This is a genomic window from Niabella aurantiaca DSM 17617, from assembly GCF_000374125.1.
Taxonomy (GTDB): domain Bacteria; phylum Bacteroidota; class Bacteroidia; order Chitinophagales; family Chitinophagaceae; genus Niabella; species Niabella aurantiaca.
This window is the reverse complement of record NZ_KB893643.1, coordinates 196,839-221,218: the sequence shown is the minus strand read 5'-3', so window position 1 is coordinate 221,218 and position 24,380 is coordinate 196,839. Positions and strand designations below refer to the sequence as shown.

The following is a 24,380-nucleotide window of genomic DNA, read 5'->3' as shown; positions in this document are numbered from 1 at the left end:
CTGTTTCGGCAGAAGCCGCGGCAGGTTATTTCCCAAAATAGTTGGCGCCCCAGAGGTCGTACCGTTTCTTTTGGGTTTCCAGCCTTTTTTTGAAATCGTCGAAATTGCGGTCCTGAACCGGTTTCCACAGGGCTTCGCTGAGTGCGCTCATTCTTGGAAACAGCATGTATTCTGCTTTTTTAGGATTGCTTATGTATTCGGTCCACAAATTGGCCTGGCCGCCCCAGATCAGTTTGCGTTCTTCAGTGCTGAGACTGTCGGGAACGACTTTCCAGTTGTACACCTTTTCTATGGGTAAATGATTGCGGTTGTTGGTAATGGTAACGGAGTCTTCTTTGGGCGATTGCTGGTAGTCGAAATACACATAGTTGTTTGGCGTCATGATCACCTGGTGTTTTTGGCGTGCTGCGGTAATGCCGCCTTTTTCACCCCTCCAGCTCATTACCGTGGCATTGGGAGCCAGGCCACCTTCCAGGATCTCGTCCCAGCCGATGATGTTCTTGCCCTTGGAATTGATGAATTTTTCCATGCGCTGGATGAAATAGCTTTGCAGGTAATGTTCAGCCGTATGCTTGCCATCGCCTTTTATGCCCAGCTCTCTGATCCTTTTCTGGCAGTTGGGACACCGTTCCCAGTGTTTCTTGGGGCACTCATCGCCGCCGATATGTACATATTTGGAAGGGAAGAGGGGCAACACTTCATTCAGCACGTCTTCCAGGAATTTGAACGTGGTTTCTTTTCCCGCGCAGAAAACGTCTTCATACACGCCCCAGGCCTGCTGTACCTGTTTTCCTTTTACCTCGCCGCTCCAGCTGACGCCTTTGGCCGGACGTGTAGGCTCATCAGGAAAGCAGCTTAAATACGGGTAGGCCGCAATGGCGCCGCCCCCGTGCCCGGGCATTTCTATTTCCGGGATTACAGTAATGTATCTTTTGGCTGCGTAGGCTACAATGTCCTTTACCTCGGCCTGGGTATAGAACCCGCCGTATTTTTTGTGATCATTCCCTTTACCCGGAAAATTGCCGATGATGGTGCCATTACGCCAGGCGCCCACACTGGTAAGTTTGGGATATTTTTTTATTTCGATCCTCCAGCCCTGGTCTTCAGTAAGGTGCCAGTGAAAATAGTTCATTTTGTGAAGGGCAATATAATCAATGTATTTTTTTACAAAATCCACCGGAAAGTAATGACGGCCTACATCCAGCATCATACCCCGGTATGCCAGGTCCGGCGCATCGGTAATGGATACGGCCGGAATGGAGAGCGTGCTGCCTTTTTCTACCGGAAGCAGCTGGATCAGGGATTGGGTTCCGTAAAAAGTGCCTGCTGCAGAATTGCCGGCGATGCGGATGGCCGAAGGGTCGGCCTCCAGTGAATAACCATCTCCCGAGGCGGACCTTGTGGTAAGGACAATTCCCTTTGTTCCTTTGGAAACAACCCGCAGGGAAAACCCATAATAGGATTTCAGGTAACTGTTAAAAAGCGCTGCAATATTCTTATCATCTTTTGATACGGCAACAATGGGTGTGGAGCGGTTAAGGGTAAAGCTGCCGTCTTTTACAACAACGGACTGTGGCTGCGGAATGATGCTGATTTCCTGGGCCCCGATATTGAATACGAAAAGACAAGCAATAAAGCATAAAATAGCGCGCATAACAAAGGTTTGAGTTTTGTGCGCCAAGTTAAGGATTTTTTGAGTTAGAAATTAAGAAGGAGTAATGCAAACGATTGTCTTATTTTCGTGCATCGCAGCGGTGGGTATAAATAATATAGTTACCGGTGTCTTTAATATGGGGATGACAAATATTGAAATTATTGAATTGTTTTTTTCGGCCTTTGGAAGCCTGGATCACCGGGGCATGAATGCGCTCTACAGCAAGGAGATTATTTACAGTGATCCGCTTTTTGGAATGCTGGAAGGGGAGCAGGTAGCGGACAAGTGGGAAATGGTCTGTATGGGGATCCGGGAATTTGAACTGACCGTTATCAAAACCGAAGAGATCGATCATGAATATGCTACCTGTAAATGGAAGGCCACCTGGCGTTCTTCCCGTTCAAACCGGCGGATCCGTTTTGAAGCTAAATCGTTCATGCGGTTTGCCGATCAGCAGATCATTGAGCACAGCGACGGGTTCAGTCTTACCAAATGGATCGCGCAGGCTTATGGTATAAAAGGGGAGTTTTTTGGGTGGACAAATTTTATGAAGCGGCGGGTACAAAAAGAGTACCAGCGGCGCCTGGAAGCGTTTTCAGATACAAAACGGCTGCAACTGCCCGATGCGCCGGGTACTGCTTCCTGATCACAGGCACCCTGTGTCGTCAGAAGCTATTTAAAAATAAAATCTTGATCTTCTTATAAGCGCCATCCGGCGCGTTGTTGCCGTTCTGAACTTGTTTCAGGATCTATTGATAGATAACTATTATTAAATACGGAAACAAGTTGCTAATGACAAATGAAAGACTTTTGATACATCTTTAACGAGGCCGTAATTTCATAAGTGCCATGGGCACGGATCATTATTATGCCCGGGGCCCATGGCGCTCTGTTGCTCTTTTGGACGTATAAACGGGTTGAAACCCGTTCTTGCCGGATCTTCCGAGGCCATGCCTTTTTTGCCAAAATGATCGTTGATCCCCGCTTTTTATAGATGACGGCTACTGCGATTCCCTAAGTAGCGGCGATAAAAAGCTGGTACTTTTTAATGGTTATACGGATGCTCCCGGATCGTTTTTAAACAGCTGTTCAGATTTCGTTCTTTTTTGACAGAATTTATTCGCACATTTATGGTGTGAATAATTAGTGTGTCTGGCCGCCCTGATTGGTGTATTCACGAGTCAGAAAAAGGGTTATGCTTCCAGGGTAGGTTTAACCGGAATGAAATGCGCGGGAATGATTAATTTCGAAAAAAAATAGGTGTATGATCAACAGGAAACGTTTTCTTCAGCTGGGGCTCCTTTCCGGAGTAACGTCGTTATTACTCAAAAATGGCCGCGGACAGGTGGTGTCGCAAAACGGGCCGGTCGTTATATCTACCTGGGATGCGGGGTTGGCCGCCAATAAAGGTGCCTGGGAGATCCTGTCAAAGGGAGGCAGTGCCCTGGATGCCGTGGAGCAGGGTGTTAAGATAACAGAAGCGTCGCAGAACTGTTGTGTGGGCCTGGGCGCCAATCCGGACCGGGATGGAATTGTGACGCTGGACGCCAGCATTATGGATCATCAGTTCAATTGCGGCGCCGTAGGCTTTTTGGAGCGGATCAGACATCCCATCTCCGTAGCCCGCCGCGTGATGGAAAAAACGCCGCACGTAATGCTGGTGGGCAGCGGGGCACAGCAATTTGCCGTGGAAGAAGGTTTTCCGCTGGAACCCCAGGAATTGTCGGCGGACGCGCAAAGAGCCTATAAGAAATGGCTGGAAGATTCAAAGTATGCCCCCGCCATCAACCGGGAAAACAAGGGGCATGGTCCGTTTGCACCCGAACGGTTCGATAATGGTGAATGGAATCATGATACCATCGGGATGCTGGCCATGGACGCGATGGGCAACCTAAGCGGCAGCTGTACCACCAGCGGCATGGGGTTTAAAATGCGGGGCCGGCTGGGCGATTCGCCGATCATCGGTGCGGGGCTGTTTGTAGACAATGAAGCGGGCGCCTGCGTAGCTACCGGCCAGGGAGAGGATGTGATCCGGGTGGCCGGTTCGCACAGCGTGGTGGAAATGATGCGCCAGGGGTACGGACCGGAAGTGGCCTGCCGGAAGATCATTGAACGTATCGTAAAGATCAAGAAAGCGGACGCGCAAAAGATCCAGGTAGCTTTTATCGCTATCAACAGGAACGGGGTGGTAGGTTCCTACGCCATACACAAGGGGTTTAACTATGCCATCAAAACAAAAACAAAAGAAACCCTTGTTGACGCCAATTATCATTTTACATCCGGACAATAAACATCTTACTAAAAAACATTTCACTAAACAACATTTCACTCAAAAGCATTTCACTAAAACCTCTCACCAAACAACCCCCATGTCCCCTATATACAATGAATTTACTATAGAGATCGCTACGACCGATTTTGAATCCACGAAGAATGCTGTTGCAGGAGGTGCGGACCGTATCGAACTTTGCGCCAACCTGGGAGAGGGGGGCACTACCCAGTCTTATGGAGTGATCAAAACCTGCCGGGACAGATTTGATGTTCCCATCTATCCGATCATCCGGGTAAGGGGGGGCGATTTTTTATATACGGAGGAAGAGTTTGCATGCATGCTGGCGGATGCTGTTAATTGCAAAGATCTGGATTGCGATGGTGTGGTGGTGGGCTTTCTAAAAGCGAATGGTGAAATTGATGTAGAACGCACCGCCCGGATCGTTGAAGCGGTTTATCCGATGGGTGTTACGTTTCACCGCGCGTTTGACCGGTGCCGAGATCCGCTGGAAGCGTTGGAGCAGATCATTGGTGCAGGGTGTGAGCGGATCCTTACCAGCGGGCAGGAGCTTACGGCCATACAGGGCGCACCGTTGATCCGGCGGCTGAATGAGCAGGCCGCGGGGCGGATCATCATTATGCCCGGGAGCGGGGTGCGCACCGACAATGTAAAAGCGCTGGCTGCTGATACCGGCTGCACCCAGTTTCACAGCTCCCTCCGGGAAATGATCCCTTCAAAAATGAAATTCAGTACCCCCGCATTTGTCAATGATGCAGAGAGCATCCGGCATTCGGGCATCGACCCGGCTAAGGTTACTGCCTTTAAAAAAGCGTTGGTCTGATCTGTGGCGGCAGCCATAACTTTGTTCCTTATTTATGTTTTACAGAACCATTCTCCTGTTGATCTGCTCCAATGTCTTTATGACGCTGGCCTGGTATCATCATCTCAGGAATGAGAACTGGCCCCTGTGGAAGGCGATCCTGCTAAGCTGGCTGATCGCATTTTTCGAATATTGCCTGGCTGTACCGGCGAATCGTTTCGGGCAGAAGGCGGGTATGAATTTATTTCAATTGAAGATCGCGCAGGAGGCGATCACCCTGGTGGTATTTACCATCTATGCCGTGGCTTTTGCCAACAATGCGTTTCACTGGAAATACCTCGTCAGCTTTTTGCTGCTGATCGGTGCCGTGTATTTTGTATTTGCAGACATAAAGTAGGCCGTGGTCGCAGAAGCGCGGCATTCTTTACGTTGATATTCCCGGAAAAGAAAAGAGTTGTTTCCAATGAAACAACTCCAAATATATTTTGTAATCTCCGCTATTTTGAAACGCTGCTAAAATGCGCAGCGGTCTTACCGGAGGCCGTAGTGCTTTTTGTCATTTCCTGTTTAACGGGGGCCGGCTGTTTGGCCACGTTCCCTTCCACCTGTGCAAGGGTAGGTGCGATGACGAGGGAAACGATCGACATCAGTTTAATAAGGATGTTCATGGACGGACCGGAAGTATCTTTGAACGGATCGCCCACGGTATCACCGGTCACTGATGCTTTGTGCGGATCGGATTTTTTGTGGAACATTTCCCCGTTGATCTCTACGCCTTTTTCAAAGGATTTCTTGGCATTGTCCCAGGCCCCGCCGGAATTGTTCTGGAACATCCCCAGCAATACACCCGATACGGTAGCACCTGCCAGAAAGCCACCCAGGGCTTCGGCGCCAAAACCGGGTAAAAAACCGATAATGATGGGAGAAATGATGGCGATGGCACCCGGGACCACCATTTTTTTGAGGGAAGCTTCGGTAGAGATGGCCACGCATTTATCGTATTCGGGCGTTCCTTTTCCCTCCATGATACCCGGAATGGTGCGGAATTGCCTTCTTACCTCTTCTACCATGGCCATGGCGGCTTCACCTACCGCGCGGATGGCCAGTGCCGAAAAAATAAAGGGGATCATGGCCCCCAGGAAAAGGCTGGCCAGTACATTGGCTTTATAAATATCGATGCCTGTAATGCCGGCGACCCCTACAAATGCGGCAAACAATGCCAATGCGGTCAATGCTGCAGAGGCGATGGCAAATCCTTTACCGGTAGCAGCGGTGGTATTTCCAACGGCATCGAGTACATCGGTCTTTTCCCGTACTTCTTTGGGCAGTTCGCTCATTTCGGCAATACCGCCCGCGTTGTCGGCGATCGGGCCAAAAGCATCAATAGCCAGCTGCATGGCCGTAGTGGCCATCATTGCGGCAGCGGCAATGGATACGCCATATAAGCCTGCACATTTGTAGGAAGCCACGATACCAGCGGCCAGTACCAGAATGGGCAAAAAGGTAGATTCCATACCCACGGCCAAACCGCCGATCACATTGGTGGCATGCCCCGTTGAGGATTTTTTAATGATGGAGTTCACCGGGCGTTTGTCCATTGCGGTATAGTATTCGGTAATGACGGTCATTAGCGCGCCCACGGCCAGTCCTACCACAATTGCGCCCAATACGCCGTTCTTGGTAAAATGAAAGCCCCGCAGTTCCATTTGTTCCGGGAGGATCCAGTACACCAGTGCGGCGGATGCCAGGGCGGTTAAGATAATAGAACCCCAGTTACCCATGTTCAGTGCTTTCTGAACGGTTTGAGTATTGATCCCTGCGTTTTCACTGATCTTTACAAAAAAGGTTCCGATGATGGAGAACAGGATCCCGGTCCCGGCGATCAGCATGGGCAGCACTACCGGAGAATAACCGCCCAGGAAATCCGCACCGTTTGCCACATCAATCTGCTGCCCCAGAACGATCGTTGCCAGTACCGTGGCCACATAAGATCCGAAAAGATCGGCGCCCATACCGGCAACGTCTCCTACATTATCACCCACATTATCGGCGATGGTAGCCGGGTTACGGGGATCATCTTCCGGAATGCCTTTCTCTACCTTTCCTACCAGGTCGGCACCCACGTCGGCAGCTTTGGTGTAGATACCACCACCTACGCGGGCAAAAAGGGCAATCGATTCCGCTCCCAGTGAAAAACCGGTCAGCACTTCAACAGTGGTCAGCATTTCCGCTGAATTCAGGTCGGCATCCGGTGCAAAAAAGTGTTTCAGTACAATATATAATCCGCCAAGGCCCAACACGGCCAGCCCGGCTACGCCAACTCCCATAACGGCTCCACCGCCAAAAGAAACATTCAGCGCTTTGCGCAGGCTGGTTCTTGCGGCGTTGGCCGTGCGTACGTTTGCAAAGGTAGCAGCCTTCATCCCGATATAGCCGGCCACAGCGCTTAAAACGGCTCCAATGATAAAAGATATGGATATCATCCAGTGGGAGTGTGGATTGGCATTGGCAAGCACTCCCAGTAAAATTGCAACGATCACCACAAAGTAGGCAAGGATCCTCCATTCAGCTTTTAAGAAGGCCATGGCCCCCTCAGCAATATGATTGCTGATCTCTTTCATCCTTGGTGTTCCTGCATCTTGTTTTACAACCCATCGAAATTTAAATAAAGTGTAAATGAGGCCGATGATGGCCATGAGAGGTACTAAATAGATCAGATGTTGCATATAAATTTTTCTACATTAATATATTAGGCATAAGCAAGGTTGCAAATATAAGTGTTGCATTCAACAAGTGAGTTGTTATTTTTGAGAGCCAACCAGCGGTTTTTTGAGCCGTCAATCGTTTTTATTTGAACTTTTAAATCATTTATAAAGCTTTTTTGAAAGCTATGAAAAAGAAAGTGAAAGAAGCGATGTTCTGGTAAAATATTGCATGTGTAATTGGGAAGAACGGACCTGCCGGTTGCTCATGACAATTGCTGAAAAGCGTTTCCGATGTTTTCGATAATGTCCGTGGCCAGCATTGCATCCATCCCTTTGTTCTGGGCGGCAAGATCGCCTGCAAGCCCGTGCAGGAACACACCCATAATGGCCGCTTCTTTGGGCAGGTAACCTTGCGCCAGCAAACCGGTAAGGATGCCGGTGAGCACATCCCCACTGCCTCCTTTTGCCATTCCGGCATTTCCGGAAATGTTGAAAAAGCCAGTTCCGTCTGGCAGGGCCACCAGGGTATGATGCCCTTTCAAGACGATTATAATATTTAATTCCATTGCCTTAGAGACAGCTACCTCTATTTTTTTAAAATTGTGATCCTGTGTTCCGAACAGGCGGGCAAATTCTTTTGGGTGCGGTGTAAGGATGCTGTCCGGCCGCAGCAGATTTAAAAGGCCGGGGTTTTCCCCGATGATATTCAGGGCATCCGCGTCCAGTACAAGACGCCGTGTTTCCCGCTCGAGCAATTCCCGTAAGAAGGACTTTGTTTTGATCGCTGTTCCTATGCCGGGCCCGACCCCGATTGCGGAAAACAGGTCCGGAGCATAGTTGGGATGGGCAATATGGGTCGCTTCAGTATCGGGCAATAGCATTGCCTCCGGGGCGGCCGTTTGCAGAATGGGAACACTTTGTTCCGGTACATGGGCGCTTACCAGGCCGGCGCCCGCTCTCAGGCAGGCCCGGGTGCTTAAAACGGCCGCCCCGGTTTTCCCATAGCTGCCGGCTACGATCAGGGCATGGCCAAAATTCCCTTTGTGTGCAAAGGCGGTGCGTGGCCGGTAGAGCTGCCGGGCCATTGTTTTGTTGATGAGGTGGAAACGGGTGTCCACGCGCTCGGGAAACGCAGGATGGAGGTTGATATCAATGAGGTGTACCTGCCCGAAAAACGCTTCGTTCTCGGCAGCCAGGAATGCCATTTTCAGTACCTGGAATGTAAGTGTGTGCCGTGCCCGGATGACTGGCTGGTTAAGGGAAGACTGATCGCAGAACAGCCCGCTGGGCATATCGATGGAGACGGTGGGTGCCGGGGCATTGTTTAAATGATCTACCAGCAGTGCCGCCCGCCCCGTCAGTCCCCGGTTCAACCCTGTTCCGAAAAGCGCATCAACAATAATACATGCATCAGGGATCAGCGGAAAGTCCTGTTCCGACCGGAGCTGGTAAATGGGAATGGCGGACAGATGGTGCAGGATATTGAAATTGGAAATGTAATCTTCTGATCCTTTTGCTTCCGACTCCAGTATAAAAACGGTTACGGCCTTGCCGGAGTTGTAAAGGAGGCGGGCGATGGCCAGTCCGTCGCCCCCGTTGTTGCCTTTGCCGCAAAAAACGTAATAGCTGTCTGCAAGCGTGTTTTGCTGCAACCACCGGGCACAGGCATTAGCGGCGCGTTCCATCAGTTCCAATGAAACAACCGGTTCATACTGCATGGTGAACTCGTCCCACTGCCTAATTTGTGCTGCGTTCAGTAATTTCATGGCTGTTCTAAAGATAGGAATCTTTGCATAAAAATGCGGGATGACCAGTCCCGCATAAACGAATAACTAAAGCAACAAGATCCTAAAAGTCAAATTTCAGCCGGATGCCCATACCGGTATAGTTCAGCTTCTGGTCCGATACGTTCTTCATGGGCACTTTCAGAAAGGGTTCGATGGCCACATTGTTTTTGGGCGTGATCTTCTGTTTATAGCCGAAAGAAACGTTATAGAACCCGAGGAAGGGCGTCCGTTCCTTTCCGGATGCTTCCGGAGCGGCATCGGAAACCGAAGATTTTATGACCTGTATGTTCTTGTCTTCTTTCAGGATGCCCTGGTTGTTCTCGACCGAGATCTGCTGGTTTTCGCTGTCTTTATAGTAATACAGGGCATTGTCCCTGACCACCACCATTCCGGATACCCCGGCAGTAGCATACAGCCGGTTGGTAATATTGTAGCTGATATCAATAGGGATGTCAAAACCACTTAAAGTAGCGTTCACCTTTTCGAGTTGCTGCTGAGGCACAGCAGCATCATTATTAACGAGGCTTCTTGCGGCGGAAGCGCTGAAAGCTGCCGGACTGTTCAACGTCGCATTAGAAGAAGGGAAAGAAACATCAAAATCACGTGAAGCCGTCATTTTATTGTGCGCGACCCCTGCGCTGATCTTTATTTTATCATTTACCGCATAACCCAGCGAAACTCCATAGCCCATATTTACGTCGCTTTCCCCGAACATGGGCGAGATGAAGACGCTGGGAGACCATTTCTTTGAGCGGCTGTTCTCCCGTTCTGACGGGGCGGATTCCCGGGCCAGGAAGAGGGGATTTTGCTGGCGTACCGGTGGCTGCTGGCCTGCTGTTGCATTGCCGGGCGCAACAGGGTTGGGCCAAAATGGTTTGGGGGCGGGCTTCTGTCTTGTTGGTGTTTGCCCGTGTCCTGCAGTCACTTCCGTTCCTGCAGACGGGGGCGCCGGCAACACGGGTGTTTCTTTCAGAACATCATTTTGTGCAACCGGTTCCTGTCCGCTGGCGGTAAGAGGCGTTCCGGGTTTTTGCTGTTCCTGCGGAGAAAATACCGGGTTGTTCCCGGAGGACCGGTCTGCCGTTAACGGAGCCTGGGTGTCCGGTACGGGGAGTGTTATTTGACTGTTCCCGGTGGCCGGATGGTTCTTTTGGGAGGGTGACTGTGCGCCATCCTCCTTCACGATCGCCGGAGAAACGCCGGCAGGAGGTGTTGTTATAAAATACTGGACGCTCAGCAATACAGCGGCAAGAACAGCTGCGGCAGCCGTGATCTTTTTCCACAGAGGGATCACCCGGGCAGCTTTTACCGGAGCCTGCAGGTGCTGTTGGGAAAACTGTTCCCAGGCGCCCTGCCGGTAGTCCTCCTCGTGGTTCCGGAGTACCTCTTTAATATGTTTTAAAAAATCATCCTGATGGTCTTCCATGACTTTTCATTAAAAATTTTTTATATAAAGCGCTTTCAATTTATTTTTCGCCCTTGAGAGATAAACCCGGCAGACATTCTCCGAAATCTGTAGCATCCGGGAAATTTCTTCATGGCTGAATCCTTCGATTTCGTATAAACTAAAAACGGTTTTTTGGATTTCAGGCAGTTGATTCAGCAGGGACATAATGTCCTTTACTTCGCTGGACTGCACCCCGGAAGGGTGCTGCTCCGGAAAATGGTTCTCCGACGGTTCCTCCTGTAAGAGATTCATTTTCTTCTTTCTGAGAAAATCGATCGCCGTTCTTGAAGCGATCTTGGCTACCCAGCCTTTAAAGGACTGCTCAATATCCGCCGAATATCCGGGTGCCTTAAAGGAATCCAGGTGACTAAAGATTTTCACAAAAGAGTCATTCACCAACTCTTCCATTACATGATAATCATTTACATAACGCCTCACCACGCCTTTTATAAAGCCATAATAGCTTTTATAAAGCGCTTCTTTGTGTGGTACTGAGTCCTGCCCGCATTTTTTCAGCACCAGTTCCAGTTCGGCGTCCTGTATTCCCAAATTCCCTTTGTTATGTTTTTACACCTTCTTCTAAATATACCAAAAATCAGCCAACCGGCGCTGGGGCAACGGAGGCTGATCTTTTTATGGAAATATATGGGATCTACTAATAATAGTGCGCCATCGCTTCTACAATCAGTTTTCCGTTGGTAGTGTTCATCGACTTAAAACCAGTTGTCCAAATAGTATATTGATTTCCATTATATAAATTCTTTACCTCCGAGGTGGCCAGTACTGTATTCGTACCGGCTGCCCTTGCCTCAAACCGGATGTCTTTTGCCGACTTGAAGCTGACAAATGTACTTACATTTTTGTACCCGATGTTTTTTGCGACTGCGGTAGGATTGTCCTGTATGTAAAGGTCAATGGCTCCGGCGTCGGGGCTCATATTGGCAAAACGGATCAAAATGGAATCGCCAACGGGGGTCATAACACTGTCGCGTACCAGTACCGCATCCATTTTGCTCAGGGTGTCCACAATAAAGATGGAATACCGTTTGCGGGGCTCGAACGTTACGTTCTTTGAAAACAGGCTGTCCGATTCTCCCCGGTTGAACACATACAGTTTCCGGTCACCGGAATAAACGCGGGTATAATTGGTCCGGTAAGTATAATAAAACTCATTCAGCAGCCAGCGCTGGGTTCCTTTAAACTGGATGTCCAGTGGCATCCCCAGCGGGGCACCGTTGATAATGCTTACTGCGGCGGCGTTTTGAAACTCGGGGCTGTCGTAATAGCTGTCACGATCTTTTAAACAGGAGCTTAAAAACACCAGGGTCAACAATAAAAAGCTGCCCAGAAAAACTTTTTTCATCATTTTCAGATTTTGAGCGATATAAATGTTGTTCTGATAGAGGTAACGCAGCTATGAAATGAAACGCAACATCCAGGGATTAAAAAAATCCCGGAAATGCCTGAAAACGGTTGCTTACTTGTCGCCGGTCAGGTTTTGATACCGGCCCGGCGGCGCGGACGGCGTATGGTCATTACCAGAAAACGGTGTATAAGGCGGCAAGAATACCGCAGATGATCACGGACCCCATCAGGAAGCCCGGCGATACCCGGAAAAGCCGTTTATCCGTTTCGATGGCATCCGGAGCGGCTGTACGGGGAGATGCGAGGCTGATGCCGACCATCAGCAGGATCACGCAAAAAAAGGTAATGGTCATCCGGTCGAGGAACGGGTAATCGGGAAAGGCCCCGTGGGTCCATGCGGGCAGGAATTTAAGGACCGTGGAGATGGGGATGGTGAGCACGGCGCCGGCCAGTGCTGCATTGGCAGTGGTACGTTTCCAGAACATACCCAGCAGGAAAATAGCCAGCACCCCCGGCGAAAAAAAGCCGACATATTCCTGGATGAACTGATACGCCTGGTCCAGCGATTGAAGGGCAGGGGTAACCAACGCCGCCAGCAGCATGGCTGTAATTACGGCCCAGCGCCCCACACGTACCAGTTTCCGCTCGGATGCTTCCCTGTTAAAGAATTTTTTATAAATATCCAGCGAAAAAATAGTAGAAATGCTGTTGGCCTTACCCGCCAGCGAAGCCACGATTGCCGCTGTAAGCGCCGCAAATGCAACGCCCTTCAGACCCGCGGGAAGCAGGTTCATGAGCGTAGGGTAGGCATGATCCGGTTTTACGACGCCTGAGGCATCGGTCATTTCCTGCTGAAACATTCCGTTCTGGTGCAATACGAACATCGTAATACCGGGCAGCACCGCAATTACGGGGATCAGCAGCTTTAAAAAAGCGGCAAAAAGGATCCCTTTCCTGGCTGTTTTCAGATCGGCACCCAGGGCGCGTTGCACAATGTACTGGTTACAGCCCCAGTAAGCCAGGTTATTGATCAGCATTCCGCCGATCAACACCGACATTCCCGGCAGCTCATAGTAATGCGGATCGCCCTTTTTAAAGATCATGTGAAAATGGGCAGGCGCCTCCTTTCTTAAAATGCCTAATGCTTTCCAGATATCGCCTTCAAATCCAAACCGGTCTGCCAGCAGGGAAAGGGCCAGGTAGGCGGTGATCAGTCCGCCAACAATCAGTACGATCACCTGCACCACGTCGGTATAACCGATCACCTTCATTCCGCCCAGGGTTACAATAACAGAGAACAGGCTGAGCCCTGCAATGCAGGCTTCGAAACTCAGGCTGCTGATGGAGGAAATGGCCAGTGCGCCCAGGTAGATGATGGAGGTCAGGTTTACAAATACATAGACCAACAGCCAGAAAACAGCCATGATCGTGCTGACCTTGTCATTGTAACGGACCGAAAGGAACTGCGGCATGGTGAAGATCTTATTCTTCAGGTACACCGGTATGATGAATACCGCAACGATGATCAATGTAGCGGCGGCCATCCACTCATACGAGGAGATAGCCAGCCCCAGCGCAAAACCGGACCCGCTCATGCCGATGAAATGCTCGGCAGATATATTGGAAGCGATCAGAGAGGCCCCGATGGCCCACCAGGTAAGTGAACCTTCTGCAAGAAAGAAATCCTTGGAACTGGGGGTTGCTGATTTTTTCCGGCGGTAAACATAATACCCGTAAGCAGACACGGCAATAAAATAGATCAGAAAAACGAGATAGTCCAGCGGCTGAAGTTGATGCATCGGGAATGGTTTGGGAGATGAAACAGGATTACCCGGGTGGATACCCGGCAGGGGTGCTTCCTTCCTTAACTCAGGGCACTGCAACGCCATCGCTGGTTCAGGGTTCCCCGGTTATGAATATGGGAGTGGCTAAAAAGTATTTTTCGGCCGGCAAGTTGGTAAGGCGGAAAGCCCTGAATAATGGATATACGATACCTTTCCGCCTGATCTTTAGCTCGCCGCTTTTTCGTCAACCCCGGCTTTTTAAAATCTTAATGTTTCGGGAAGGTAACTGCTTACCAGGGTTTCATAATAGGGCCGCAATTTTGTCCAATCGGGGGGCTCGGGGTTTTTGGAATAGAGATCGTACGGATTGAACAGCTTGACCCATTTCAGCATTTTCTTATCATGGTCGTCGGTCAGGTATTCGTAAGCGCCCTCCCTGTGCCAGGCATAAAACGAGTGGTAACGAAGCATGTAGAGGCCTTCTTCCGGAAGGTGCTCCTTCATGATCTGGTAAATATATTCGTCATGTCCCCAGGACATGGTTACGTTCCGGAGACCACACCCGGCTTCATACAGGCCCAGTTTGGTGCTGTAGGTCGGATTATCGTAGTCGGGATTGCTTTTAAAGAATTCGGGGTAAACAATCTTATCCGAGTAGGCACATCCCACAGGAAACGTGTCGCCCACCACAGCCCATTGCGGCTCACCAAAAAGACAAAGAACCTTGCCCATATCGTGCATAAGCCCGGTGAGCACCATCCAGTCCGGATGTCCGTCCCTGCGGATGGCTTCAGAGGTTTGCAGCAGGTGCTGGAACTGGTCCAGGTCGGTGTCCGGATCGGAATCATCCACCAACTGGTTCAGGAAATCAAAAGCATTCCAGACCGTCATTTCCTTCCGGTTGAACTTCAGGAAATCAGCTCTTTTTTTCATCACAAAATCGTGTGTCTGCAAGGTGTGGTTCAGCCGGTAAAACTCTTTAACAGTATCCCGTTGCGGATCTTCATAGTTGCGGTATTCATCCGTGGTCTTTGAAGTGGCGATGGTTTCAGGATCGGGGTATCTGCGCAGCAAATCATCTTCCCATTCGTCAAGACTGGCCAGCGGGGTATTGTTCGTATTTGTCGTACTCATGATGGCGGTTTAATAAATGAATAAATTTGAATCGTTTGATCCTCCTAAACTACTCATTTTATTTTAAACCGGCTGGCTAAATTTGGGGTTTTGTCAGGGGCAGCGGGTAATTTTAACAGAACAGTGATCGGTGGGCCGGACGGTTATTACACAGGCCCCTGGTCAATTTTATGGAGGGCTGAGAAAATTGTATCTTTAACGATGGCTAATATGAAAGACACACCGATCGTGCCGATAGGTACCTCGACCCCCTAACTGATTTTGGTTTCAAAAGGATATTTGGATCTGACCCTGATAAGGGCCTGCTGATCGCATTTCTGAATGCCTTGTTTCAGGGCCGGAAAGTGATACGCGATCTGGAGTATCATCTGCAAGCGCATGGCGGTGCGGCAAGACATTACCGTAAAACCATTTTTGATCTCACCTGTACAGGTGCGGAGGGTGGAACGTTCATCATTGAACTGAAAGCTGTTCCGGTTATGGCAACAGTTTTTTTTACGCCAGGTGGTTTCCGGTTTGAGTTTCTGACTTGTATAAAATATTTTAACTTTATCATTGATCTCCATCTCAAAATTCTAACAACTGCAAAAAAACAATGCTTTAAACAATTGTAACGGGTTTATTTACAATAGGCTTACATGATGTTGTAAATTTTTGATCCGCTAAACGTTGCATTGGACCGGTTTGCCGCAGGGAATGTTAGTGAGCCCGGCGCTGCAGCCGGAAATTCCCCGGAATTTCCTCTGAAAAGCGTACCTTTGCAGCCCCGAAAATGGGGCATCAGCATGAAGAATATACGGAATTTTTGTATTATCGCGCATATCGATCACGGAAAGAGTACCCTGGCAGACAGGTTGTTGCAGGCCACCAATACCATTAGCGACCGGGAAATGATGGACCAGGTGCTGGACGACATGGACCTGGAGCGGGAAAAGGGGATCACCATTAAAAGTCATGCCATCCAGATCGATTACCGGTCCCCGGCGGGCGAAAACTATACACTCAACCTGATCGACACCCCGGGCCACGTGGATTTCAGCTATGAAGTGAGCCGTGCCCTGGCAGCCTGCGAGGGTGCCCTGCTGCTGGTAGATGCCACACAGGGGATCCAGGCACAAACCATCAGCAACCTGTACCTGGCTATTGATAATGATCTCGAAATTATTCCGGTAATCAATAAGATTGATATGGACGGGGCCATGATCGACGAGGTGAAGGACCAGATCATTGACCTGATCGGCTGCAAGCCGGAGGATATCCTGCTGGCCAGCGGGAGGACGGGGCTGGGTATTGACGAAGTGCTGGAAGCCATCGTGGAAAAAATACCTGCGCCCGCAGGCGATCCGGAAGCGCCGTTACAGGCCCTGATCTTTGACAGCGTTTTTAACAGTTTCCGGGGCATCATCGTTTATTACCGGATCCTCAACGGAGCGCTGAAAAAGGGCAACAAGGTGAAGTTCGTAAGCACCGGCCAGGAATATGAAGCAGATGAGATCGGGATCCTGAAGCTGAAAATGACGGAACGGAACGAAGTGCGCGCAGGAGACGTGGGCTATATCATCACCGGTATTAAAAATGCCAAAGAAGTAAAAGTAGGGGATACCATTACACTTGCCGGCAATACCAACCCCGTGGCGATCAAAGGATTTGAAGAAGTAAAGCCCATGGTATTTGCCGGAATTTACCCGGTGAATACGGATGAGTTTGAAGAGTTGCGGGATTGCATGGAGAAACTTCAGCTGAATGATGCCTCGCTGACCTTTGAACTGGAAACCTCACAGGCGCTGGGATTTGGTTTCCGTTGCGGTTTCCTGGGAATGCTGCATATGGAGATCATCCAGGAACGGCTGGAACGCGAATTTAAACAAACGGTGATCACCACCGTGCCCAACGTAAGTTTCATTGCGCATACCACAAAGGCCGAAACGATTATTGTAAACAACCCGACCGAATTTCCGGACCCGGTGAAAACGGACCGGATCGAAGAACCCTATATCAAGGCACAGATCATTACCAAGCCGGATTATATCGGAAACATCATGACGCTTTGCCTGGGCAAACGCGGCATCCTCATCAATCAGAGCTATCTTACCACCTCGCGCGTGGAACTGATCTTTGAAATGCCCTTGACCGAGATCGTATTTGATTTTTACGATAAATTGAAGTCCCAGACCAGGGGCTACGCTTCTTTTGATTATCATCCGATCGGATATAAGGACAGCGATATCGTGAAGATGGATATCCTGCTGAATGGAGATAAGGTGGATGCGCTGAGCGCCCTGATCCACCGCAGCCGCGCACACGAATTTGGACGGAAGCTTTGCGAAAAGCTGAAGGAGCTATTGCCCCGTCAGCAATTCCAGATCGCGATACAGGCAGCCATCGGGGCCAAGATCGTAGCCAGGGAGAATATTTCGGCTATGCGTAAGGATGTTACGGCAAAATGTTATGGCGGGGACATCAGCCGGAAACGTAAACTCCTGGAAAAACAAAAAGAAGGAAAGAAGCGGATGCGCCAGATCGGTAATGTGGAAGTTCCGCAGGAAGCGTTCCTGGCAGTGTTGAAACTGGATGAGTAGGTAGTAGCTGTGGGCCTTCAGTTTTAAATTATCAGCTTTGAGCTTTCAGCATCGTAACTTGATCTCTGCCGGTTAACAGCAATGCTGTGGCGGATAACTAACAGCTAATAACAGGAAATAAAGGAACAGGAATGAAGAAAATTGCAGTTATTGTAGCCGGAGGAACAGGTGTGCGAATGGGAACAGAACTACCCAAACAGTTTTTATTGCTGAAGAACAAACCCCTGTTGTATTATACGATCGATACATTTTTAAAAACCTACGAGGACCTGGACATCGTGCTGGTATTACCCGAGGCCTATACAGATATGGGCCAGGAAATTATCGATGCCTATTTTGATAAGGACCGGGTACGTCTTACCATTGGTGGTGCCACCCGTTTTGAATCAGTAAAAAACGGGCTGCAACTGATAGAGGAAGAGGCGATCATTTTTGTACACGACGCCGTACGCTGCCTGGTCTCATCCGGATTGATCCGGCGCTGTTATGAACAGGCGGTTGAAACCGGCAGCGCCATACCGGTGGTACCTTCCAGCGACAGTGTACGGTTGCTTACTGAAGACGGCAGTGATGCGCTGGAGCGCGATAAGATCGTGTTGGTGCAGACCCCGCAGGTATTTCACAGCAAAATACTGATCCCCGCGTTTTCTATCGGACAAAAAGAGAAATTCACGGATGAAGCCTCCGTGGTGGAAGCATTTGGTATGAAAGTATCGCTGGTAGAAGGCGAGAAGAACAATATCAAGATCACGCACCCCCTGGATCTTGCAGTGGCCGCGCAATTACTTACCTGACTACTGCTGATGGAGCTGGAACAGCCAGGCCATCAATAACAGCCCCCCGCTCAGGGTGGCGGCAATGCTCATAAATAACAACAATCCCAGACTGATGATCCCCAGCCAGGTTTCTGCAGCCAGCAACCAGGCGTTGATGCGGCGGTACAGGTAAATACCCGTAAATAACATCAGCGGAAATACACAAAGTGGGATCAATAACTGGATACCGGACATAATCAGCCGACTGTTTAGTACAACATGAAGTTATTTAAAATTTATATACCGGCCAGTTTTTCCTCCCAGCCGCTCAGTTTCAGGAACTGCCGGTAGTCGCGGATGTGCAGCATGTCATAAATTGCTTTCTTTTTGTTACCAGCCTTTTCGTAAAATGATTTACAGATCTGGTACCCGACCCAGTAGCCCTGATCCGGCGGGTTGTCCGGCGACGATGTTTTGGAGTTGGCGATCCAATTGCCGTACCGGCTTTGGTACATGTCTTTTTGAAACCGGGACCAGATCGCTTTCTCTTTTCCCTTTGCCCAGCTGAACAGTACCGGATTGGCCGTGGCTCCGCTGATCAGTTCACCTATAAAATCAGCCATACCCTCTACGATCACCGATCGCAGGGTGGTGGTGTCATCGCTGTTCATACCTTCCTGCTGAAAATGAATAGCTTCATGCGCAATGATGTTCGGCAGGTAGCTGATATTGTTCATCCGGGTCTTTAAGCGGTCGCTCAGTTCCTCTGTGCGGGTGCTGTCTGTTTTGCAGATCTGGTTGATGCCGATCAGCAGCCCATTCCCGGTAACGGTACCTGCGGAAGTAAAAGCACCGATGACAAAATAAACATCCGGGAATTTTGCTTCGGGGTAAAGCGCTTTCAGTTTTTTAAACGAAGCCAGGAAATCCTGTTTGAAGGCATCCGATTTGAAGGTAGCGGCCCTTATGGAATGATAAAATGCCGGTGCGGAGCGGATATGCGCGATGAAGTCATCGATGCTGTTCACTTTATAGGCCATATAATCTTCCATTCCTGAACTGGCACTATCGAAATAGAGCTGCTGAAATATCCTGGTATAGTTGGCCGTGTCAAGACCGGCAGCGTCATACGCCCTCCAGAACCGGTGAATGTCATCGGTTCTGAATGCTGTTTTTTCCGGATCGCTATTCAGTGGTTTGCTTTTGGGAATGCCGGCCACCAAACGGTGCCATCCCTGCTGTTGATGAAGCGTCAGGAGGTCCTTGTCGTTCTCCATATGGTCCTTGTCGTTGTATCCCAGACCAACCGCCTGCTTGAGTGCATTGAAGGCGCTGTCTGCATTTCCGGAAAGCGCCAGCGCATTGGCCAGGTTGTAATACAGGTCGGCTTTTTTTATTTTAAAATCTGCAAGATCAATCGCGGTTGTATAACCGGCAGCGGCTTCGGCATATTTTTTAAGCCGGAAAAGACTATCCGCCGCCGCCTGCGCTGATCTTACAGAAGTCGTGGTCTGGGCGGCGGCACTGCAATAAGTGAACAACAGCAAAAAGAAGCCGGTCCTTTTTATCAATAAACTCATACGCTTTTTTGTAATTTTTCAAACGATTATTATAAAACACCATAACCCGCAATGTATACGTTACCCGGATGCTGTGCCGCATTTTCAACACTTTCAGCTGTACCGGTAGAAGTGGGTACAGGAAAGGTGTCAGGGGTTCAGCAACAGTTTCCCGGTGCGGTGCCCGTTTTTCATAGCAAGAAGGGCTTCCTTTGCATCAGACAGTACATAAACTTTTTCCACAGTTATTTTCAAAACACCATCTGCAAGCTGTTGCAGGCTTTTTTCCAACCGGTCTGCATTCGGCCCTCCAAAGATCATTTTTGCATGCACCTGGTGTTGAACCGCCTTTTCCTCCGAGGGGGGTTGTATCAGGCTGATCAGCCGGCCACCCGGTCTGAGCACCGCAAAAGAATCTTCCTGTGTCTGGCCTCCGATGGTATCGAGTACCAGATCCACCCCGTTTGCTACTGTTTTAAAATCCTGTGTGGTGTAGTCGATAAAAACATCGGCCCCCAACTCTTTGATCCGCTGTTCATTTTTTCCGGAACCTGTTGCAAGGACATAAGCCCCGGCTGCTTTTGCCAGCTGCACGGCCATAGAACCGATACTGCCGGATGCGCCGTGAATAAGGACCTTTTCACCGGCCTTCAGCCCACCCTCGTCCAGGATGGCTTTGGAAGCGGTAAGCGCTGCAACAGGAATGGCCGCAGCGGCTTCAAAAGAAACCGGATCCGGTTTCTTCACGATGTCGGCTGCTTTTACCACAGCATATTCTGCATAACAGCCACCGAAAGTTCCGGGGTTGCCGCAAACCGCATCGCCCGGTTGAAAACCGGTAACGCCCTCCCCGGTAGCTTCCACGATACCGGAAAGCTCGGAGCCCGGTATTACCGGCAGCTGAATCCCCGCCTCTTTCCCATATACTTCTATTACCTTGCGGTCGTACGGGTTTACAGCGGCAAAAACCACTTTCATCAGGACCTCGCCGGCCTGTGGTTGCGGAACCGGCATTTCTTTGAACTGAAGATTGTCGATATTTCCGAATTGCTCAAGGACGATTGCTTTCATATACTTGCATTTGAAAAAAAATATAGCCGCCTGTTCCGGGTGGCGGATCATCAACGGCAGCGGGGAATCTGTCTGCCGGAAAGGGGCAGATCCTGGTCTAAGTTAGGGCTTATCTTTCAGTTCATCTATTTTTTTCTGTATGAGCTGCTGGTCGTTTTTCGACCGGGCAACGTCCCTGGCGGTCTGAAAAAGTGTGCGGGCTTTTCGGGTGTTTTTCTGATCCAGGTAGAGGGTTCCCAGCAGCACAAAATAAAAATGATTGTCGGTAAGATGGAGCTTTTCAGCGGCTGCGATCGCCTCCTCCGTTCCGTTGGCCTTTGCCAGGGCATAGGTGCGGTTCAATGCGGCCACCGGGGTGTATTCAAGGATCAGCAGCTTATTGTATAGCTGAAGGATGGCTTCCCATTTTTCTTTGTTGTCTTCCGGATGGGTATGCCAGTAAGCAATGCCCGCTTCGAGGTGGTATTTGCTGATGCCGCTGCCCCCTGCCGACCGGTTCAGGTAGTAGAGCCCGTTTTCGATCAGCTCGCTGTTCCAGAGGCGGGTATCCTGGTCTTCATACAGAATGACGGCTCCCTTGCTGTTTGTACGCGCTTCAAAACGGGAGGCATGAAAGCACATCAATGCCATCAGTGCGTTGGCGGCGGGTGTGTTGGTGACGGTATTAGCCAGCAACAGGAGGTTAAGGCGCATTGCCTCCATGCAACATTCTTTTTTTAACGGATGCTGACCGGAAACCGAGTAATAGCCCTCATTGAATAACAGATAAAGGGTGGTCAATACGGTTTCTATCCGTTCTGCTACCATCTGTACAGAAGGCGGGGAAATGGAGATGTTCTCCTCCCGCAGCTTTTCTTTCGCGCGTTTCAGCCGTTTGTACACCGTTTCGTTATTGCTCAGGAAGGCATCGGCGATTTCCTGTACGCCAAAACCACAGAGCAGGTTCAGTGCCAGCGCCACCTGTGCTTCTTTTGAAACGGATGGATGGCAAACCGTAAAGATCATGGCCAGCTGACTGTCTGCAATGGCCGTGCTGGACAGATCGATATCGATTTCTGTTCCGGCGGACTGGTTTTTCAGGTCAGGTATAATTTTCTTTTCAAAAAGGTTATCGCGCTTTAAATAATTACGGGTCTTGTTTTGGGCAACTGTATACAGCCAGGCAACCGGGTTTGGCGGTACCCCCTTCATGCCCCAGAGCTCCGTAGCCGTTAAAAATGTATCGCTTACAATATCTTCTGCTACTTCAATGTATTTAATACCAAAATGATTACAGAGTACAGCGATGATCTTGCTGTACTCTGTACGGAATAAATGCGGAAGCAGGCCGTCTTGTTCCATGATGCCTATATTACACTGATCTCACGCACTTCAACCGATCCCCCGATCTCATAGACCGGACATCCTTTTGCAATTTCTGTGGCGTCGTCAATGGTGGCCGTCTTTACCACTACGTACCCGCCCAGGCTTTCCTTGATCTCACAAAAGGGGCCATCAGTTACCAGGTTGCCGGGGCGCACTACCCGCCCGCCTGTTTCCAAACGGTTGCCGCGGTCGGCCAGTTTATTTTGTGCGGCGATGCCGCCGATCCAGTCCATCCACTTTTTGGTCATGGACTGCAGTTCTTCCGGCGATCGTTTGGCATACTCGACGTAATCGGCGCGGAACAGGAATAAAAAGTCTTTCATTGTATTATTTTTTGTATGTTATTATTTAAGCAAACTGGCCAACTTCGTAAGTGCCCACAGGCGCCCCAAAGGCAATGTTGATGCGGTTATAGGTGTTGATCGCTGTTACCCCCAGGGTCAGCGCCACCAGCTCCTTTTCCGTAAAGTGCTTTTTTACTTCTTCATAAATGCTATCCGGTATCAGTGTGGCGGTGAGCCTGGTCAGCGCTTCTGCCCATGCCAGCGCGGCCCGCTCCCGGTCGCTGTAAAACGGCGCTTCCCGCCAGGCGTCCAGTACATACAGGCGTTGTTCGGTTTCCCCGGCGGCTCTCAGGTCTTTTGCATGCATATCGAGGCAAAAGGCGCAGCCGTTGATCTGCGATACACGGAAATAGATCAGGTGCAAAAGCTGTTGATCAAGGGTTGATTGTTTCAGGTACTTTCCCAGCGGATACAGCGCTGCAAATGCCTCTTTTCCTACTTCCTGTACGTTGATTCTTTGTTCCATGGTTTCAATTTTTTTCCCGCAGGGCGGGATGGTTATTAAATGTTTTATACTTTTATAACAACCGGTTGGTATGAAATTGGACAAATCGGGAAAATATTTTTTTTCTTGGTCCCGCAGATGCTGATCACAGCGGAATAATTGTTGCATCTTGCCGGAAATGGCGCGATATGAGCATCCTTATGTTGTATTTTTGGAATTACAGATCACACGGTATTTTATTACGAATATAGGGGAAAACAGAGTACTGTTGTTGGGATATGCAGGAATGAGGGTCCGTCAATTAACGAGACCGGAATTTTATTTCAGGTTTGTAAAAGCAGGTTAATGGATGCAGCAGCAATTCGATACATAAAACGCGCGGATATTGATGCGGGCAAATGGGATGCCTGTATGGATGCAGATAAAAACGGAACGGTTTACGGGCGCAGTTTTTATCTCGATGCGATGGCACCCTGCTGGGATGCCCTTGTATGGGGAGATTATAAGGCTGTAATGCCACTGGTCTGGAACCGAAAGTTCGGGGTCCGCTATCTCTACCAGCCATATTTTACCATATCGCTGGGCGTCTTTGGCGAACCATTGCACCCGGATATGATCGCGCGGTTCATCAACGCAGTCCCATCAAAATTCCGGTATTGGGATATCGCATTCAAGGAAACGGATCCGTTGGTGAGCGATCTGGTGGAAAGGCCTGTAAAAATTGTTACCCGGACAAACCATTTGCTGTCTTTGAACGATCCATACCCGGTGCTGGCGTGTAACTATAAACGTTCTGCCAAACGGGTACTCCGGGATATTGAAGCGCAGGCGTTCTATGTTGAAAAGGGTATACCTGTTGCTGAACTGCTTCGGCATTACAGCTTTCAATATGGAAAACAACTGAAAAAGATCGGCCCGCAAGTGTATGCGCGTATGGCACAGTGCGCGGAGCAGGGGCGGGCCCTGGGCATGGCAGAAACCTATTCTGTAAAGTTTCCTGATGGCAGCGTCGCTGCATTTTATCTGATGTTCAGGGATCAGCGGGCTATTTATTCCGTATTGGGCGGATCAACAGATGCGGGAAAGAAACACGGAGCCTTTTATTTTATGATTGATGCGATCATAAAAGAGTATGCAGGAACCGGTAAAACCTTCCGGTTTGAAGGATCCGACGTGCCGGGGATCGCTTTTTTTGACGCACAGTTCGGATCCCGGAAAGTGAGTTATTCAAGGATTTTGATGAATGATCTGCCCGCATTGCTCCGGTTGCTAAAGCGATAACATTTTGAAAACG

Annotated in this window: 22 protein-coding genes; 8 read left to right on the top strand and 14 right to left on the bottom strand. The window is 49.7% G+C overall.

All coding sequences use genetic code 11. The features are described 5' to 3' along the window. Window positions 1-25 precede the first annotated feature (25 nt). Window positions 26-1,654 (bottom strand): beta-N-acetylhexosaminidase, encoded by a 1,629-nt coding sequence (locus B160_RS0117785; RefSeq protein ID WP_018629279.1) that lies wholly within the window; start codon window positions 1,652-1,654, stop codon window positions 26-28. 142 nt (window positions 1,655-1,796) lie between these two features. On the opposite strand from B160_RS0117785, the gene B160_RS0117780 reads away from it, so the two are divergent. From B160_RS0117780 to B160_RS0117765, 4 genes are all read left to right on the top strand, one after another. Next, a complete protein-coding gene (locus B160_RS0117780) occupies window positions 1,797-2,300 on the top strand; it encodes a nuclear transport factor 2 family protein (protein WP_018629278.1) in 504 nt (167 codons plus the stop codon). 618 nt (window positions 2,301-2,918) lie between these two features. Further along, entirely contained in the window at window positions 2,919-3,944 is a 1,026-nt protein-coding gene (locus tag B160_RS0117775; RefSeq protein ID WP_018629277.1) for an isoaspartyl peptidase/L-asparaginase family protein, read from the top strand. Between the two features lie 79 nt (window positions 3,945-4,023). Continuing rightward, window positions 4,024-4,767, top strand: coding sequence for a copper homeostasis protein CutC (locus B160_RS29580; protein WP_018629276.1), 744 nt, complete (start codon window positions 4,024-4,026; stop codon window positions 4,765-4,767). A gap of 34 nt (window positions 4,768-4,801) precedes the next feature. Then, the gene (locus B160_RS0117765) at window positions 4,802-5,143 is read left to right on the top strand and encodes a DMT family protein (protein ID WP_018629275.1); all 342 of its coding nucleotides are present in this window, start codon (window positions 4,802-4,804) and stop codon (window positions 5,141-5,143) included. Between the two features lie 100 nt (window positions 5,144-5,243). Here B160_RS0117765 and B160_RS0117760 read toward each other — a convergent pair whose 3' ends face one another. The 7 genes from B160_RS0117760 to B160_RS0117725 form a co-directional block, all read right to left on the bottom strand. Next, window positions 5,244-7,472: a sodium-translocating pyrophosphatase gene (locus B160_RS0117760; protein ID WP_018629274.1), complete on the bottom strand. Its 2,229-nt coding sequence runs from the start codon at window positions 7,470-7,472 to the stop codon at window positions 5,244-5,246. 242 nt (window positions 7,473-7,714) lie between these two features. Further along, the gene (locus B160_RS0117755) at window positions 7,715-9,217 is read right to left on the bottom strand and encodes a bifunctional ADP-dependent NAD(P)H-hydrate dehydratase/NAD(P)H-hydrate epimerase (protein ID WP_018629273.1); all 1,503 of its coding nucleotides are present in this window, start codon (window positions 9,215-9,217) and stop codon (window positions 7,715-7,717) included. A gap of 82 nt (window positions 9,218-9,299) precedes the next feature. Then, complete coding sequence (locus B160_RS0117750; protein ID WP_018629272.1) at window positions 9,300-10,664, bottom strand: hypothetical protein; 1,365 nt, start codon at window positions 10,662-10,664, stop codon at window positions 9,300-9,302. Window positions 10,665-10,673: 9 nt separating this feature from the next. Beyond that, on the bottom strand, window positions 10,674-11,234 hold the full coding sequence (locus B160_RS0117745) for an RNA polymerase sigma factor (protein WP_018629271.1): 561 nt from the start codon (window positions 11,232-11,234) through the stop codon (window positions 10,674-10,676). A 106-nt stretch (window positions 11,235-11,340) separates the two neighbouring features. Beyond that, entirely contained in the window at window positions 11,341-12,051 is a 711-nt protein-coding gene (locus tag B160_RS0117740) for a DUF4397 domain-containing protein (protein ID WP_018629270.1), read from the bottom strand. Window positions 12,052-12,220: 169 nt separating this feature from the next. Then, on the bottom strand, window positions 12,221-13,849 hold the full coding sequence (locus B160_RS0117730) for a sodium/sugar symporter (RefSeq protein ID WP_018629269.1): 1,629 nt from the start codon (window positions 13,847-13,849) through the stop codon (window positions 12,221-12,223). Window positions 13,850-14,092: 243 nt separating this feature from the next. Next, window positions 14,093-14,968 (bottom strand): inositol oxygenase family protein, encoded by an 876-nt coding sequence (locus B160_RS0117725; protein ID WP_018629268.1) that lies wholly within the window; start codon window positions 14,966-14,968, stop codon window positions 14,093-14,095. A 275-nt stretch (window positions 14,969-15,243) separates the two neighbouring features. Between B160_RS0117725 and B160_RS31190 the strand changes: the two genes are divergently transcribed. The 3 genes from B160_RS31190 to B160_RS0117710 all read left to right on the top strand — a co-directional run bounded on the left by B160_RS31190 (window position 15,244) and on the right by B160_RS0117710 (window position 18,341). Beyond that, complete coding sequence (locus tag B160_RS31190) at window positions 15,244-15,582, top strand: PD-(D/E)XK nuclease family transposase (protein ID WP_083927730.1); 339 nt, start codon at window positions 15,244-15,246, stop codon at window positions 15,580-15,582. A 171-nt stretch (window positions 15,583-15,753) separates the two neighbouring features. Beyond that, window positions 15,754-17,547: a translation elongation factor 4 gene (lepA, locus tag B160_RS0117715; RefSeq protein ID WP_026309840.1), complete on the top strand. Its 1,794-nt coding sequence runs from the start codon at window positions 15,754-15,756 to the stop codon at window positions 17,545-17,547. Between the two features lie 131 nt (window positions 17,548-17,678). Continuing rightward, window positions 17,679-18,341 carry a 2-C-methyl-D-erythritol 4-phosphate cytidylyltransferase gene (locus tag B160_RS0117710; RefSeq protein ID WP_018629265.1) on the top strand — a complete coding sequence of 221 codons (663 nt, stop codon included), beginning with the start codon at window positions 17,679-17,681 and terminating at the stop codon, window positions 18,339-18,341. Here B160_RS0117710 and B160_RS0117705 read toward each other — a convergent pair whose 3' ends face one another. The 6 genes from B160_RS0117705 to B160_RS0117680 form a co-directional block, all read right to left on the bottom strand. Beyond that, window positions 18,342-18,557: a hypothetical protein gene (locus tag B160_RS0117705; RefSeq protein ID WP_018629264.1), complete on the bottom strand. Its 216-nt coding sequence runs from the start codon at window positions 18,555-18,557 to the stop codon at window positions 18,342-18,344. A gap of 41 nt (window positions 18,558-18,598) precedes the next feature. Next, window positions 18,599-19,882, bottom strand: a complete 1,284-nt coding sequence (locus B160_RS0117700) for a gliding motility protein GldB-related protein (RefSeq protein ID WP_018629263.1) — start codon at window positions 19,880-19,882, stop codon at window positions 18,599-18,601. 129 nt (window positions 19,883-20,011) lie between these two features. After that, complete coding sequence (locus tag B160_RS0117695; protein WP_018629262.1) at window positions 20,012-20,932, bottom strand: NADP-dependent oxidoreductase; 921 nt, start codon at window positions 20,930-20,932, stop codon at window positions 20,012-20,014. A gap of 102 nt (window positions 20,933-21,034) precedes the next feature. Next, window positions 21,035-22,273, bottom strand: coding sequence for an RNA polymerase sigma factor (locus B160_RS0117690; RefSeq protein ID WP_018629261.1), 1,239 nt, complete (start codon window positions 22,271-22,273; stop codon window positions 21,035-21,037). Window positions 22,274-22,278: 5 nt separating this feature from the next. Next, window positions 22,279-22,620 (bottom strand): YciI family protein, encoded by a 342-nt coding sequence (locus B160_RS0117685; protein WP_018629260.1) that lies wholly within the window; start codon window positions 22,618-22,620, stop codon window positions 22,279-22,281. Between the two features lie 25 nt (window positions 22,621-22,645). Next, on the bottom strand, window positions 22,646-23,107 hold the full coding sequence (locus tag B160_RS0117680; RefSeq protein ID WP_026309839.1) for a carboxymuconolactone decarboxylase family protein: 462 nt from the start codon (window positions 23,105-23,107) through the stop codon (window positions 22,646-22,648). A 324-nt stretch (window positions 23,108-23,431) separates the two neighbouring features. Here B160_RS0117680 and B160_RS29570 point away from each other — a divergent pair, with 324 nt between their 5' ends. Next, a complete protein-coding gene (locus tag B160_RS29570) occupies window positions 23,432-24,367 on the top strand; it encodes a GNAT family N-acetyltransferase (RefSeq protein ID WP_018629257.1) in 936 nt (311 codons plus the stop codon). The last annotated feature ends 13 nt before the right edge of the window (window positions 24,368-24,380 follow it).